The organism is uncultured Mediterranea sp. (genome assembly GCF_902493215.1).
Classification (GTDB): Bacteria; Bacteroidota; Bacteroidia; order Bacteroidales; family Bacteroidaceae; genus Bacteroides.
On the sequence record NZ_CABUOL010000008.1, the window covers coordinates 74,923 to 89,316 of the forward strand.

General features: G+C 56.2%; 11 protein-coding genes. 10 read left to right on the top strand and 1 reads right to left on the bottom strand.

The window, feature by feature from the left end:
* Positions 1-61: 61 nt before the first annotated feature.
* The 6 genes from RDO88_RS06890 (at position 62) to RDO88_RS06915 (ending at position 7,853) form a co-directional block, all read left to right on the top strand.
* Positions 62-988: a diacylglycerol kinase family protein gene (locus RDO88_RS06890; protein WP_307758674.1), complete on the top strand. Its 927-nt coding sequence runs from the start codon at positions 62-64 to the stop codon at positions 986-988.
* Between the two features lie 121 nt (positions 989-1,109).
* Complete coding sequence (gene kdsA / locus RDO88_RS06895) at positions 1,110-1,922, top strand: 3-deoxy-8-phosphooctulonate synthase (protein ID WP_374043916.1); 813 nt, start codon at positions 1,110-1,112, stop codon at positions 1,920-1,922.
* A 79-nt stretch (positions 1,923-2,001) separates the two neighbouring features.
* Positions 2,002-4,845, top strand: coding sequence for an insulinase family protein (locus RDO88_RS06900; RefSeq protein WP_307758675.1), 2,844 nt, complete (start codon positions 2,002-2,004; stop codon positions 4,843-4,845).
* 117 nt (positions 4,846-4,962) lie between these two features.
* On the top strand, positions 4,963-6,459 hold the full coding sequence (locus RDO88_RS06905) for a DUF5687 family protein (protein WP_307758676.1): 1,497 nt from the start codon (positions 4,963-4,965) through the stop codon (positions 6,457-6,459).
* Positions 6,460-6,528: 69 nt separating this feature from the next.
* Positions 6,529-7,350, top strand: coding sequence for an ATP-binding cassette domain-containing protein (locus RDO88_RS06910; protein ID WP_307758677.1), 822 nt, complete (start codon positions 6,529-6,531; stop codon positions 7,348-7,350).
* A complete protein-coding gene (locus RDO88_RS06915) occupies positions 7,347-7,853 on the top strand; it encodes an NlpC/P60 family protein (protein WP_307758678.1) in 507 nt (168 codons plus the stop codon). Before RDO88_RS06910 ends, RDO88_RS06915 begins: the two co-directional genes overlap by 4 nt.
* A 6-nt stretch (positions 7,854-7,859) precedes the next feature.
* Here RDO88_RS06915 and RDO88_RS06920 read toward each other — a convergent pair whose 3' ends face one another.
* The gene (locus RDO88_RS06920) at positions 7,860-8,861 is read right to left on the bottom strand and encodes an N-acetylmuramoyl-L-alanine amidase (protein WP_307758679.1); all 1,002 of its coding nucleotides are present in this window, start codon (positions 8,859-8,861) and stop codon (positions 7,860-7,862) included.
* A 112-nt stretch (positions 8,862-8,973) separates the two neighbouring features.
* Between RDO88_RS06920 and RDO88_RS06925 the strand changes: the two genes are divergently transcribed.
* From RDO88_RS06925 to RDO88_RS06940, 4 genes are all read left to right on the top strand, one after another.
* Positions 8,974-10,254, top strand: a complete 1,281-nt coding sequence (locus RDO88_RS06925; RefSeq protein ID WP_307758680.1) for a PLP-dependent transferase — start codon at positions 8,974-8,976, stop codon at positions 10,252-10,254.
* Positions 10,255-10,404: 150 nt separating this feature from the next.
* Positions 10,405-12,693 carry a phosphate acyltransferase gene (locus RDO88_RS06930; protein WP_307758681.1) on the top strand — a complete coding sequence of 763 codons (2,289 nt, stop codon included), beginning with the start codon at positions 10,405-10,407 and terminating at the stop codon, positions 12,691-12,693.
* Entirely contained in the window at positions 12,690-12,863 is a 174-nt protein-coding gene (locus tag RDO88_RS06935; RefSeq protein ID WP_307758682.1) for a hypothetical protein, read from the top strand. Before RDO88_RS06930 ends, RDO88_RS06935 begins: the two co-directional genes overlap by 4 nt.
* 146 nt (positions 12,864-13,009) lie before the next feature.
* Positions 13,010-14,347 (top strand): NADP-specific glutamate dehydrogenase, encoded by a 1,338-nt coding sequence (locus tag RDO88_RS06940; protein ID WP_307758683.1) that lies wholly within the window; start codon positions 13,010-13,012, stop codon positions 14,345-14,347.
* Positions 14,348-14,394 lie beyond the last annotated feature (47 nt).

Sequence of the window (14,394 nt, forward strand, 5' to 3'; positions counted from 1 at the left end):
GAACAACGGCGGCGAAGGGAAGATTCCCCCTCGGCGCCACCTAACGAAAGGACAAAGAGCTATGACGAAATCACCCGAAAAATGGGGGGTGATATACAACCCCAAGGCCGGCACGCGCAAGGTGCAGAAACGGTGGAAAGAAATCAAGGAATACATGGACAGCCGGGGCCTGGATTACGACTACGTGCAGTCCGAAGGATTCGGCTCGGTGGAACGGCTGGCAGGCATCCTGGCCAACAACGGCTACCGCACCATCGTCATCGTGGGCGGCGACGGCGCACTGAACGACGCCATCAACGGTATCATGAACTCCGACGCGCCCGACAAGCAGAACATTGCCCTGGGCATCATCCCCAACGGCATCGGCAACGACTTCGCCGACTACTGGGAGATGAGCGACGACTACAAGGAGGCGGTGGACTGCATCGCACACGGACGTCGTCGGCGCATCGACGTGGGCACATGCTACTACTACGACGGGCAGAAGCACCTGACACGCTACTTCCTGAACGCCATCAACATCGGCCTCGGAGCACGCATCGTGAAGGTGACCGACCAGTGCAAGCGCTTCTGGGGCGTGAAGCCCCTGTCCTACTTCATGGCCCTGCTGTCGCTCATCTTCGAACGGAAGCTGCACCGCATGCACCTGAAGATAAACGGCGAACACATCCGCGGACGCATCATGACGGTGTGCATCGGCAGTGCGCGCGGCTATGGACAGGTGCCCAGCGCCGTGCCCTACAACGGCTGGCTGGATGTCTCCGTCATCTACCGCCCCGAACTGCGCCAGCTGCTCAGCGGCCTGTGGATGCTGATACAGGGACGTATCCTGAACCACAAGGTGGTGCACCCCTACCGCACACAGCACGTCAAGGTGCTGCGCGCCCAGAACGCCTCCGTCGACCTGGACGGGCGCATCCTGGACCGCCACTTCCCGCTGGAGATAGGCATCCTGCACGAAGCCGTCACACTGATTATACCGGAATGAAAGGTAACGGTTAGTGGTTAGTGGTGAGCGGTGAGCATTCCCACTTACCGTTAACCACTAACCGCTAACCATTCACCACTAACCGTTCACCACTAACCGCTAACCACTAACCCCTAAATAAATGAACAACCTGATTGAACAACTGACCCATAACCCGGCAGGCAACTTCTTCCTGCTGGCGGGCCCCTGCGTCATCGAAGGCGAAGACATGGCCCTGCGCATCGCCGAAAAGGCGGTAACCGTCACCGAGAAACTGAACATCCCCTACGTATTCAAGGGGTCGTACCGCAAGGCCAACCGCTCGCGGCTGGACTCCTTTACCGGCATCGGCGACGAGAAGGCGCTGAACATCCTGAAGAAGGTGCACGACACCTTCGGTATCCCCACCGTGACTGACATCCACACCGCCGACGAAGCCTCCATGGCAGCCGAGTATGTGGACATTCTGCAAATACCGGCTTTCCTGTGCCGGCAGACCGACCTGCTGGTGGCCGCCGCACAAACGGGCAAGACCATCAACATCAAGAAAGGGCAGTTTCTCTCGCCCCTGGCCATGAAGTTTGCCGCCGAAAAGGTGGTGGAAGCCGGCAATCCGCAGGTGATGCTGACCGAACGCGGAACGACCTTCGGCTACCAGGATCTGGTGGTAGACTTCCGCGGCATCCCCGAGATGCAGACCTTCGGCCATCCAGTGGTGCTCGACGTGACCCACTCCCTGCAGCAGCCCAACCAGACCAGCGGCGTCACGGGCGGCATGCCCCAACTCATCGAGACCATCGCCAAAGCCGGCGTGGCTGCCGGAGCCGACGGCCTCTTCCTGGAAACGCACGAGAATCCAGCCGTGGCCAAGAGCGACGGGGCCAACATGCTGTGCCTCGACCTGCTGGAAGACCTGCTGACCAAACTGGTGCGCATCCGGCAGGCAATCCGTTAAACAAAAAAAATCGTACGGGCGGTGTGACTTTCGGCCACACCGCCCGACTGATACATACAGAAAACCTAAAAATTGAGTTATGAGACATTTATTTAAGAAAACTCTTCTGGCCGCAGTCATCGTCTGCGGCAACATGGGCATCCTCTTCGCCCAGCAGATGCCACCCGTCCCCATGGACGCACAGGTGCGCATAGGCAAGCTGGACAACGGACTGACCTACTACATCCGTCACAACGAAAAACCCGAAAACCGTGTCGAATTCCATATCGCGCAGAAAGTGGGCTCCATCCTCGAAGAGCCGCAGCAGCGCGGACTGGCACACTTTCTGGAGCACATGGCTTTCAACGGTACGAAGAACTTCCCCGGCGACGAACGCGGCCTGGGCATCGTGCAGTGGTGCGAGACAAAAGGTATCAAGTTCGGCGTGAACCTCAACGCCTATACTTCGATAGACGAAACCGTCTACCGCATCAGCAATGTGCCCAGCACGGATGCAGCCGTGGTAGACTCCTGTCTGCTCATCCTGCACGACTGGAGCAATGCCATCCTGCTGGCCGACAAGGAGATTGACAAGGAACGCGGCGTCATCCGCGAAGAGTGGCGCAGCCGCAACAGCGGTATGCTCCGCCTCTACACCGAAGCGCAGCCCGTCATCTACCCCGACTCGAAGTACAGTGACTGCATGCCTATCGGAAGCATCGACGTCATCAACAACTTCCCCTATCAGGACATCCGCGACTACTACGCCAAGTGGTACCGTCCCGACCTGCAGGGCATCATCATCGTGGGCGACATCGACGTGGATCAGATGGAAGCCAAGATCAAGACGGTATTTGCCGACGTGAAGAAGCCCGTCAACGCTGCCGAACGCATCTACTACCCCGTGCCCGACAATGCAGAACCCCTTATATATATAGGTAAGGACAAGGAGATAGACAGCCCCAGCATTGACATCTACTTCAAGCACGAAGCTACGCCGGACTCTATCAAGGGCACCATGGCCTATCTGGTGCAGGACTACCTGATGAGCGCCATCACCATGATGATGAACGAGCGCCTGAGCGAACTGGCACAAAGCGCCAACCCGCCCTATGTGAACGCAGGCAGCTATTACGGCAACTTCTTCGTGTCCAAGACAAAGGAAGCCTTCAACATCTCGGGTACAGCCAAGGACAACGGTCTGAAGGAAACCCTGACCGCCCTGCTGACGGAAGTGGAACGCATGCGCCGCTACGGCTTCACAGAGTCGGAATATGCCCGCGCACGTGCCAACATCCTGCAACAGATTGAATCGTCCTACAACGAACGTGCCAACACGAAGAACGACACGTACGTGAACCAGTGCATCCAGAACTTCCTCGACGCCGAACCCATGCCGGGCATCGAATACGAGTATACCGTGTACAACCAGATAGCTCCCAACATCCCTGTGGCACTGGTGAACCAGATTGTACAGAAGGAACTGATTCCCGACAACAACGAGGTAGTCATCATCGCCGCCCCTGACAAGGAAGGCGAAGTGATTCCTACCAAGGAAGAAGTACTGGCACAGCTGAACGGCATGAAGCAGCTCGACGTGAAGCCCTACGAGGACAAGGTGAGCAACGAGCCGCTGATGAAGGAAGCTCCCAAGGGCGGCAAGATTGTATCGGAAAAAGCTGGTGCCATCTACGGTACAACGGAGCTGACCCTGTCGAACGGCGTGAAGGTCTACGTGAAGAAGACCGACTTCAAGGCCGACGAAATCCGCATGAGCGCCTTCAGTCTGGGTGGAACGAGCCTGCTGCCCGACAACGACAAGCTGAACTTCAACCAGGCCATCCTGAACGGTGTTGTCTCTGCCGGCGGACTGGGCGACTTCAGCAACGTGGAACTGACCAAGATGCTGGCCGGAAAGAAGGTATCGGTTGATGCAGGTGTAGGCGGTACGCAGGAATACGTACACGGCAACTGCTCGCCCAAGGACTTCGAAACGATGATGCAGCTCACCTACCTGAGCTTTACCGCTCCGCGCAAGGACATGGAAGCCTTCGCCTCCTTCAAGACACGTCTGAAAGCACAGTTGGAAAACGCAGCTGCCAACCCGCTGTCGAGCATCAACGACACCATCAGCGCAATGATGTACGGCAACCACCCGCGCTACCTCTCGCTGAAGCCCGAACTGATTGACCAGATTGACTACGACCGCGTGCTGCAAATCTATAAGGAACGCTTTGCCAATGCGGGCGACTTCACCTTCTTCCTCGTGGGTAACATCGATCTGGAGCAGACGAAGCCCCTCATCGAGCAGTATCTGGGCAGCCTGCCTTCGACCGGAGCCAAGGAAACCGTACGCGACAACCACATGGACATCGCCAAAGGTATCCTGAGCAAGACCTACGCCAAGGAACAGCAGACTCCGATGGCCACCGTCTTCATGCTCTACAGCGGCGACTGCAAGTACAACCAGCAAAACAACCTGCTGATGAGCTTCCTGACACAGGCCCTCAACATGGTCTATACCGAGGAAGTCCGCGAGAAGGAAGGCGGCACGTACGGCGTCAGCTGCTACGGAGGCCTGAACAAATATCCGACGGAAGACGTGATGATGCAGATTGTCTACCAGACCGATCCTGAGAAATTCGAGAAACTGAACGCCGTCATCGACCGCGAAATGCAGAAGATGGCAGCCGAAGGCCCGAGCGACGAACACCTGCAGAAGATCAAGGAATACATGCTGAAGAAGTATGGTGACAACCAGAAGGAAAACAGCTACTGGGTGAACAACCTGAAGGAATACTTCTGCAACGGTGTGGACAACACGAAGGACTATGAAGCTGCTGTCAACGCCATCACCAAAGCCGACGTACAGAAGTTTGCCGCCGGCCTGCTGAAGCAAGGCAACAAGATTACGGTGGTGATGACCGTACCTGAAAAGAAGTAATATTTTAAGGAACTGGAAGGGAGTTAGAAGGAATTACCACTTCGTTTAGAAGTTTATAGGTACCGGCCTCTAACTCCCTTTAACTTCCTCTAAATTCTTTATAACTCCCTCTACTACATGAACCTGTTTCTCGAACTCCGACAACATGGAAAGCTGGCCGACAAGCGCCACCCCATGTACGACAAGAACAAATTCGGCCGCTTCTGGATGTACCTCATGGCCGCCTTCTGGGCCGGATACCTCATTTTCTTCGGCACCACGTTTGCCCTCGCCCTGAACGGCGAATCGCGCGAACCCTACCACATCATCAACGGAGGCCTCATCATCATCCTGGCACTCGACTTCCTCATCCGCTTCCCCTTCCAGAAAACGCCTACGCAGGAAATGAAACCCTACCTGCTGCTGCCCGTACGGCGCAACCGGCTGATAGACTGCCTGCTGCTCCGCTCGGGGCTGAGTACGTTCAACCTCTTCTGGCTCTTCTTCTTCGTGCCGCTGGCCATCCTCAGCGTAGCGCGCTTCTACGGCGTGACGGGTGTCGTGACCTACAGCCTCGGCATCTGGCTGCTGATGGTGATGAACAACTACTGGTTCCTGCTGTGCCGCACGCTGATGAACGAACGCATCTGGTGGGCAGCCCTTCCGCTTGCCGTCTACGGGGCTATCGGCTGCGCCCTCTTCATCCCCGACGACAGCCTGCTGCTTGACGGGTCCATCACCCTGGGCGAAGGCTTCATCACCGGTCGGCCGCTCTGCTTCCTGATTGTGGTGGCAGTCATCGCCCTGCTGTGGCTGATCAACCGCAAGGTGATGCAAGGACTGGTGTACAGCGAACTGAACAAGGTGGACGACACGACGGTGAAGGTGCGCAGCGTGTCGGAATACCGCTTCCTGGACCGCTACGGCGAGATAGGCGAATACATGCGCCTGGAACTGAAGATGCTGCTGCGCAACAAGGTGTGCAAGGCCTCGCTGCGCTCCATCACCATCGTCGTGGTGGCCTTCAGCTTCATCCTCAGCTTCACCGAGGTCTACGACTCGGCCGGCATGAAGAGCTTCATCATGGTGTACAACTACGTTATCTTCGGCATCATGTTCCTGCTGAGCGTCATGAGCTACGAAGGCAACTACATCGACGGGCTGATGAGCCGCAAGGAGTCCATCTACTCGCTGCTGCGCGCCAAGTACATCCTCTACAGCACGGCCATGCTGATACCCTTCCTGCTGATGACCCCCGCCATGGTGACAGGCAAGCTGACGGTACTGAGCTGCCTGTCGTGGGCCATCTTTACAGCCGGAGCCATCTACTGTTGCCTGTTCCAGCTGGCCGTGTACAACAACCAGACGCTGGACCTGAACACCAAGCTGACCAACCGCCGGAACATGGGCACGGGGCTGCAGAACCTCATCTCGTTCGCCGCCTTCGGCCTGCCACTGCTGCTGAACTTCGTCCTCAACCTGTGGCTGGGCGAGACGGCAACGGGCATCGTGCTCATCGTCATCGGCCTGGGCTTCATCCTCACCTCGCGCTTCTGGCTGAAAAACGTGTACCACCGATTCATGAAACGACGCTACAAGAATCTGGAGGGCTTCCGCGACAGCCGACAGCGATAAAAGACGAATATCAGATATCAAATATAAAATATCAATTAATAAATATTGAGCTTTACATTGTTCGTTACTATGATACAGATTAACTCATTACAGAAACTATTCGGTGAAAAGAAAGCCGTCGATATAGAGAACTATACAATCAACCAAGGCGAAATGCTCGGCCTGGTGGGCAACAACGGCGCGGGCAAGACCACCCTTTTCCGCCTTATCCTCGACCTGCTGCAGGCCGACCGCGGCAACGTCACCGTCGACGGGACCGACGTCAGCAAGAGCGAAGACTGGAAAACCTTTACGGGTGCCTTCATCGACGACGGCTTCCTCATCGACTACCTGACGCCCGAAGAATACTTCTACTTCATCGGCCGTATGTACGGCCTGAAGAAGGAGGAAGTGGACGAACGCCTCCGCCCCTTCGAGCGCTTCATGAACGGCGAAGTGATGGGGCAGAAGAAGTTCATCCGCAACTACTCCATGGGCAACAAGCAGAAGATAGGCATCATCTCGGCCATGCTCCATCATCCCCGCCTGCTCATCCTGGACGAACCGTTCAACTTCCTTGACCCCTCGTCGCAGGCCATCATCAAACACCTGCTCCGGCGCTACAACGAGGAACACGGTGCCACCGTACTCATCTCGAGCCACAACCTGAACCACACGGTAGACATCTGCCCCCGCATCGCCCTGCTGGAACACGGCGTCATCATCCGCGACATCGACAACACCGACGGCTCGGCCGAAAAGGAACTGGAAGACTACTTCAACGTAGGCGTGAAGGAAGAAGTGCTCGAGGAAGAACAGGAAGAAACCACACCGGCGCAGGAAACCGATGCACCCGAAACCACACAGCCACAGGCTGACAGAGAGAAGAAAGAGGAGGAGGAAGAAGCATGACGGGCCGCCTGTACCGCCTGCTGCTTCCGGCCCTGCTGCTCTGCCTGAGCTCCTGCCACACGTCGGCCCCACGGCTGGACTACCGCGCCCTGGCCCGCGCCTCGGTGCAGCTGGGCATGGACATCGGGCCGAAGGACAACCATCGCCTATATCTCACCGCAGCCGAGTGGATAGGAACGCCCTACCGCAGCGGCGGGCATACGAAAAGGGGTACGGACTGCTCGGGGCTGACAGGAGAAATCTACCGGAAGGTGTACCGCGTGCGCCTGCCGCGCAGTACCGGCGAGCAGCTGGCGGCCTGCCGCAAGGTGGCACGCCGGGGGCTGAAGGAAGGAGACCTGGTATTCTTCCACAATGGGAAGTCGCGGAAGAAGGTGACGCACGTGGGCATCTACCTGAAGGACGGCAAGTTCGTCCACGCCAGTACCAGCCGGGGCGTCATCGTGAGCAGCCTCGACGAGAATTACTGGCGGCGCTGCTGGATGCGCGGCGGACGTCCCTGACGCTGTCTATTTGCACTTCTTGTAGTCGGCAATCAGCCCCTCACGCATCCAGTTGGCCAGCGCCTGGCGGTTGGCGCTGATGACAAAGCGGCGCTGGTCGAAGCTGTTCTGGATGTTGCCCAGCTCCACGAAGAGGGCGGGTGGCGTGGAGTTGAGCAGCACATACAGGTTGCGTGCACTTACCGTCCCTTCGAAACCACGGTTGGGCTGATGGCGGTCGTACTTCCGCTCGAACGTATTCTTCATGCCGCGGGCCAGCTGCTCGCCGAACTTGCTGCCCGGCGCGTGGTAAAAGAAGACATCGGTCTGCGCCCGCTTGCTGCGGCTGTCCACGTGCAGGAAGACCGAACGGCAATACTTGTACTTCTTGCGGTCGCTGCGATACAATTCATTAATCTTCACGCAACGTTGCTTCAGCCGCTCCACCTGGTTGAGCGGAATGGGGTCGCCCATACACGTCTCGCGCTTGCTGTTCTTCAGATAATTTCCGTCGCGGATACCGTCCTTCCTGTCCTGGATGATGATATACACTTCGGCTCCCTCCTGCATCAGGTTGCGCGCCAGTCGGAGGGCCACGTCGTAGGCATACTCGTCTTCGTGCAGCTCGTGCCCGTTCAGGCGGCCGATGGCTCCGGGATCGGGGCCTCCATGCCCGCTGACAATATAGAAGCAGGCCCCGGCCAGACTGCTGCCCGTAACGTCGACATGCGAAAGTTTCTTGCCGAACAGGGGTTCCTTTATCTGTCGTTTCTTGGCGGAAGCAGACTGCGCACCTTCTCCCCTCAACGGAGGAATGACGTAACGGACGCCCAATATCAATTCTTTCTTACCCTTCAGCTTCTTCGCGTTCAGACGCAGGAACTCCTGATAATAGGCCTTTCCGGGACGGTGATTACGCTGCAGGAAAGAAGAAATTCCCTCGCCATTACGAGGGGTGTCGGTAGTCTGCTGGGCTGCCACAGAAAGAGTGAACAAAGCCAATGTCAAGGAGAGTAAAAGATGTCTCATTCTATTAAATCCACTAAAAATCCGGTTTCACCCGACAAAATTACAGTATTTTCCGTACTTTTGCGAGAAATAAGTACCGATAAATAACCCAAAACTATACAATTATTCGATTATGACCAAGCGATTCAAACCCGAAACCCTGTGTGTACAGGCCGGCTGGTCTCCCAAGAAAGGAGAACCCCGCGTACTCCCCATCTACCAGAGTACAACATTCAAATATGACACCAGCGAACAGATGGCACGCCTCTTCGACCTGGAAGACAGCGGATATTTCTATACCCGCCTGCAAAACCCCACAAACGATGCCGTAGCCGCCAAGATAGCCGCACTGGAAGGCGGTGTGGCCGCCATGCTGACCTCCAGCGGACAGGCTGCCAACTATTACGCCATCTTCAACATCTGCCAGGCCGGCGACCACTTCGTCTGCTCGTCGTGCATCTACGGCGGCACGTTCAACCTCTTCGGCGTGACGATGAAGAAGCAGGGCATCGACGTGACCTTCGTCAACCCCGACGCTTCGGAGGAGGAAATCTCGGCCGCCTTCCGCCCCAACACCAAGGCACTGTTCGGCGAAACCATCTCGAACCCCACACTCGAAGTGCTCGACATCGAGAAATTCGCCCGCATCGCCCACAAGCACGGCGTACCCCTGATTGTAGACAATACCTTCCCCACGCCCATCAACTGCCGCCCGTTTGAATGGGGTGCCGACATCGTGGTACACTCCACCACCAAGTACATGGACGGACATGCCACCAGCGTGGGCGGCTGCATCGTGGACAGCGGTAACTTCGACTGGGATGCCCATGCCGACAAGTTCCCCGGCCTCTGCACACCCGACGAGTCGTACCACGGCCTGACCTACACCAAAGCCTTCGGCAAGATGGCCTACATCACCAAAGCCACAGCCCAGCTGATGCGCGACCTGGGCAGCATCCAGTCGCCGCAGAACGCCTTCCTGCTGAACCTGGGTCTGGAGACATTGCACCTGCGCATGCCGCAACACTGCAAGAACGCACAGGCCGTAGCCGAATATCTGTCACGGAACGACAAGGTAGCCTGGGTGAACTACTGCGGTCTGCCCAGCGACAAGTACCACGCACTGGCCGAAAAGTACATGCCCAACGGCTCGTGCGGCGTGGTGACCTTCGGCCTGAAGGGCGGACGCGACGTATCCATCAAGTTCATGGACTCGCTCAAGCTGGCCGCCATCGTGACCCACGTGGCCGACGCCCGTACCTGCGTGCTCCATCCTGCCAGCCATACGCACCGTCAGCTGACGGACGAGCAGCTGATGGCAGCCGGCGTGCGCCCCGACCTCATCCGCTTCTCGGTGGGTATCGAAAATGCCGACGACATCATCGCCGACATCGAACAGGCGCTCAACGCATGAGACAACACTGCCTGCCGGCAGACTAATACCCTAGTCTAACCTAGGCTAGCCCCCTAGCCTAACCCGGACTAGACCCTTAGCCTAACCCAGACTAGACCGCTAGTCTGGAAAGGAATGTAGAAAGAACTTAAAAAAACAACCGTTACAATTATGGTAAAGATAACGAAAGAAGCCGCTTTGCTCTATCACTCGATGGGCAAACCGGGAAAGATTGAAGTGGTGCCCACCAAACCCTACACCACACAGACCGACCTCTCGCTGGCCTACTCGCCCGGCGTGGCCGAACCCTGTCTCGAAATAGAGAAGAATCCGGAAGATGCCTACAAATACACGGCCAAAGGCAACCTCGTGGCCGTCATCTCGAACGGTACCGCCGTGCTCGGACTGGGCGACATAGGCGCCCTGAGCGGCAAGCCCGTGATGGAAGGCAAAGGCCTGCTCTTCAAGATCTATGCAGGCATCGACGTGTTCGACATCGAAGTGAACGAAAAGGATCCCGAGAAATTCATCCAGGCCGTCAAGGCCATCGCCCCCACCTTCGGAGGCATCAACCTGGAAGACATCAAGGCGCCCGAATGCTTCGAGATAGAACGCCGCCTGAAGGAAGAGCTGGACATCCCCGTGATGCACGACGACCAGCATGGCACGGCCATCATCTCGAGCGCCGGACTGCTGAACGCCCTCGAAGTGGCCGGCAAGCGGATTGAAGACGTACGCATCGTGGTGAACGGTGCAGGCGCATCGGCCATCTCGTGCACCAAGCTGTATGTGTCGCTCGGCGCCCGCCGCGAAAACATCCTGATGCTCGACAGCAAGGGTGTCATCACCAGCGACCGTGAAAACCTGACCGAGCAGAAACGCTTCTTTGCCACCGACCGCCGCGACGTGCACACGCTCGAAGAGGCCATCAAGGGAGCCGACGTCTTCCTCGGCCTGTCCAAGGGCAACGTGCTGACGCAGGACATGGTACGCTCCATGGCCGACCACCCCATCGTCTTCGCCCTGGCCAACCCCACGCCGGAAATCTCTTACGAAGACGCCATGGCTGCCCGCCCCGACGTACTGATGTCGACCGGCCGTTCGGACTACCCCAACCAGATCAACAACGTCATCGGCTTCCCCTACATCTTCCGCGGTGCCCTGGACACGCACGCCAGAGCCATCAACGAGGAAATGAAGATTGCCGCCGTACATGCCATCGCCGACCTGGCCAAGCAACCCGTACCCGACGTGGTGAACGAGGCCTACCACGTGAACAATTTCACCTTCGGCCCCGAATACTTCATCCCGAAACCCGTTGACCCGCGCCTCATCACGGAAGTGTCGTGCGCCGTGGCCCGTGCTGCCATGGAAAGCGGTGTGGCCCGCAAGAACATCGAAGACTGGGATGCCTACTGCCTGCAACTGCGCGAGCTGATGGGTTACGAGAGCAAACTCACCCGCCAGCTCTACGACACCGCCCGCCGCAACCCGCAGCGCGTGGTCTTTGCCGAAGGCATTCACCCCAACATGCTGAAAGCCGCCGTCGAAGCCAAGGCCGAAGGCATCTGCCACCCCATCCTGCTGGGTAATGACGAAGCCATCGTGAAGCTGGCCAAGGAACTCGACCTCAGTCTGGAAGGCATCGAGATAGTCAATCTGCGCCACCCCGACGAAGCGCCGCGCCGCGAACGCTACGCCCGCATCCTGGCCCAGAAACGTGCCCGCGAAGGTGCAACCTACGAAGAAGCCAACGACAAGATGTTCGAACGCAACTATTTCGGCATGATGATGGTCGAGACGGGTGAAGCCGACGCCTTCATCACCGGCCTCTATACCAAATACAGCAACACCATCAAGGTGGCCAAGGAAGTTATCGGCATCCGTCCCGAATACAAGCATTTCGGCACCATGCACATCCTCAACTCCAAGAAGGGTACCTACTTCCTGGCCGACACGCTCATCAACCGTCATCCCGACACGGATACGCTGATTGACATCGCCAAGCTGTCGGCACACACCGTACGCTTCTTCAACCATACTCCGGTGATGGCCATGCTGAGCTACTCCAATTTCGGTGCCGACACGGAAGGAAGTCCTGTCAAGGTACACGAGGCCGTAGACTACATGCAGCAGCACTATCCCGAACTGGCCATCGACGGCGAAATGCAGATGAACTTTGCCATGAACCGCGAGATGCGCGACAAGAAGTATCCTTTCACCCGACTGTTCGGCAAGGATGTCAACACCCTGGTATTCCCCAACCTCAGCTCGGCCAATTCGGCCTACAAACTGCTGCAGGCTATGGATACGGATGCCGAACTCATCGGTCCGATACAGATGGGTCTGAACAAGCCCATCCACTTCACCGACTTCGAAAGCTCTGTGCGCGACATCGTGAACATCACTGCCGTGGCTGTCATCGATGCCATTGTCGACAAAAAGAAAGCAGAACAATGAGAAGACCGCTTTCCAAGTCGCAAATAGTTTGCGTCACGCTGCTTTGGGCGTTACTTTGCTACTATGTACTGGTATACAGCGAACGAATTGACGGTCCTGTCATCCTGATGATACTCATTTCGGCAGCATTGGTGTTCATTCCTGTCATCCAGTCACTGAAAAAGCGGTAATACATTATCGTTTTTCCACCAAAAGCGAGATAAAACAAAAAAAATGATGTTTTATCTCGCTTTTTATTTATAAATTGTTTGTTCATATCATTTTTATATATACATTTGCAACCGCAAGTAATAAAACAACTAATAAAACAAAGATTATGAATGCAGCTAAGGTATTAGAAGATTTGAAAAGACGGTTTCCCAATGAACCTGAGTATCATCAAGCCGTAGAAGAGGTATTAGGTACCATTGAAGAAGAGTACAACAAACACCCCGAATTCGACAAAGCCAACCTGATTGAACGTCTTTGTATTCCCGACCGCGTATACCAGTTCCGCGTTACGTGGGTAGACGACAAAGGTAATGTACAGACCAACATGGGTTACCGTGTACAACATAACAATGCCATCGGCCCATACAAAGGTGGTATCCGTTTCCACTCATCTGTAAACCTGGGCATTCTGAAGTTCCTGGCTTTCGAGCAGACCTTCAAAAACTCACTGACTACCCTCCCGATGGGTGGTGGCAAAGGCGGTTCGGACTTCTCGCCGCGTGGCAAGAGCAACGCCGAAGTCATGCGTTTCTGCCAGGCCTTCATGCTGGAACTGTGGCGCCACATCGGTCCGGATGTTGACGTACCGGCAGGTGATATCGGTGTAGGTGGCCGTGAAGTAGGTTTCATGTTCGGCATGTACAAGAAACTGACCCGCGAATTCAGCGGTGTGCTGACCGGCAAAGGCCGCGAATTCGGTGGTTCACTCATCCGTCCCGAAGCTACCGGTTACGGAAACGTGTACTTCCTGATGGAAATGCTGAAGACGAAAGGCATGGATCTCAAAGGCAAGTCTGTACTGATTTCCGGTTCAGGTAACGTAGCCCAGTATACTGCCGAAAAAGTACTGCAACTGGGTGGTAAAGTGTTGACCATGTCCGACTCCGACGGTTATGTTTACGATCCCGAAGGTATCGACCGCGAAAAGCTGGACTACATCATGGAGCTGAAAAACCTCTACCGTGGCCGTATCCGCGAATATGCCGAACAGTATCCGGGTGTCAAATATGTAGAAGGTGCCCGTCCCTGGGGCGAAAAGGCCGACATTGCACTGCCTTCAGCCACCCAGAACGAAATCAACGGCGACGATGCCAAGAAGCTGGTGGCCAACGGCGTGATTGCCGTATCCGAAGGTGCCAACATGCCTTCTACTCCCGAAGCTATCCGTGTGTTCCAGGAAGCAAAGATTCTCTACGCTCCGGGCAAGGCAGCCAATGCAGGTGGTGTATCCGTTTCGGGTCTCGAAATGACACAGAATTCCGAACGTCTGTCATGGAGCGCCGAAGAAGTGGACGCCAAGTTGCATTACATCATGGAAAACATCCACGAAAACTGTGTGAAGTATGGCACGGAACCCGACGGTTATGTAAACTACGTGAAGGGTGCCAACATCGCCGGCTTCATGAAAGTGGCCAACGCCATGATGGCTCAAGGAATTGTATGATGCGAAACATATAAGCCATAGTTACAACATACAACAGAAACAAAGTA

Bases quoted from the DNA above. Each gene is read 5' to 3' on its own strand.
- RDO88_RS06925 (WP_307758680.1), top strand. From the start codon at position 8,974: ATGACCAAGCGATTCAAACCCGAAACCCTGTGTGTACAGGCCGGCTGG.
- RDO88_RS06920 (WP_307758679.1), bottom strand. From the start codon at position 8,861: ATGAGACATCTTTTACTCTCCTTGACATTGGCTTTGTTCACTCTTTCT.
- RDO88_RS06930 (WP_307758681.1), top strand. From the start codon at position 10,405: ATGGTAAAGATAACGAAAGAAGCCGCTTTGCTCTATCACTCGATGGGC.
- RDO88_RS06910 (WP_307758677.1), top strand. From the start codon at position 6,529: ATGATACAGATTAACTCATTACAGAAACTATTCGGTGAAAAGAAAGCC.
- RDO88_RS06905 (WP_307758676.1), top strand. From the start codon at position 4,963: ATGAACCTGTTTCTCGAACTCCGACAACATGGAAAGCTGGCCGACAAG.
- kdsA (WP_374043916.1), top strand. From the start codon at position 1,110: ATGAACAACCTGATTGAACAACTGACCCATAACCCGGCAGGCAACTTC.
- RDO88_RS06940 (WP_307758683.1), top strand. From the start codon at position 13,010: ATGAATGCAGCTAAGGTATTAGAAGATTTGAAAAGACGGTTTCCCAAT.
- RDO88_RS06890 (WP_307758674.1), top strand. From the start codon at position 62: ATGACGAAATCACCCGAAAAATGGGGGGTGATATACAACCCCAAGGCC.
- RDO88_RS06935 (WP_307758682.1), top strand. From the start codon at position 12,690: ATGAGAAGACCGCTTTCCAAGTCGCAAATAGTTTGCGTCACGCTGCTT.
- RDO88_RS06915 (WP_307758678.1), top strand. From the start codon at position 7,347: ATGACGGGCCGCCTGTACCGCCTGCTGCTTCCGGCCCTGCTGCTCTGC.
- RDO88_RS06900 (WP_307758675.1), top strand. From the start codon at position 2,002: ATGAGACATTTATTTAAGAAAACTCTTCTGGCCGCAGTCATCGTCTGC.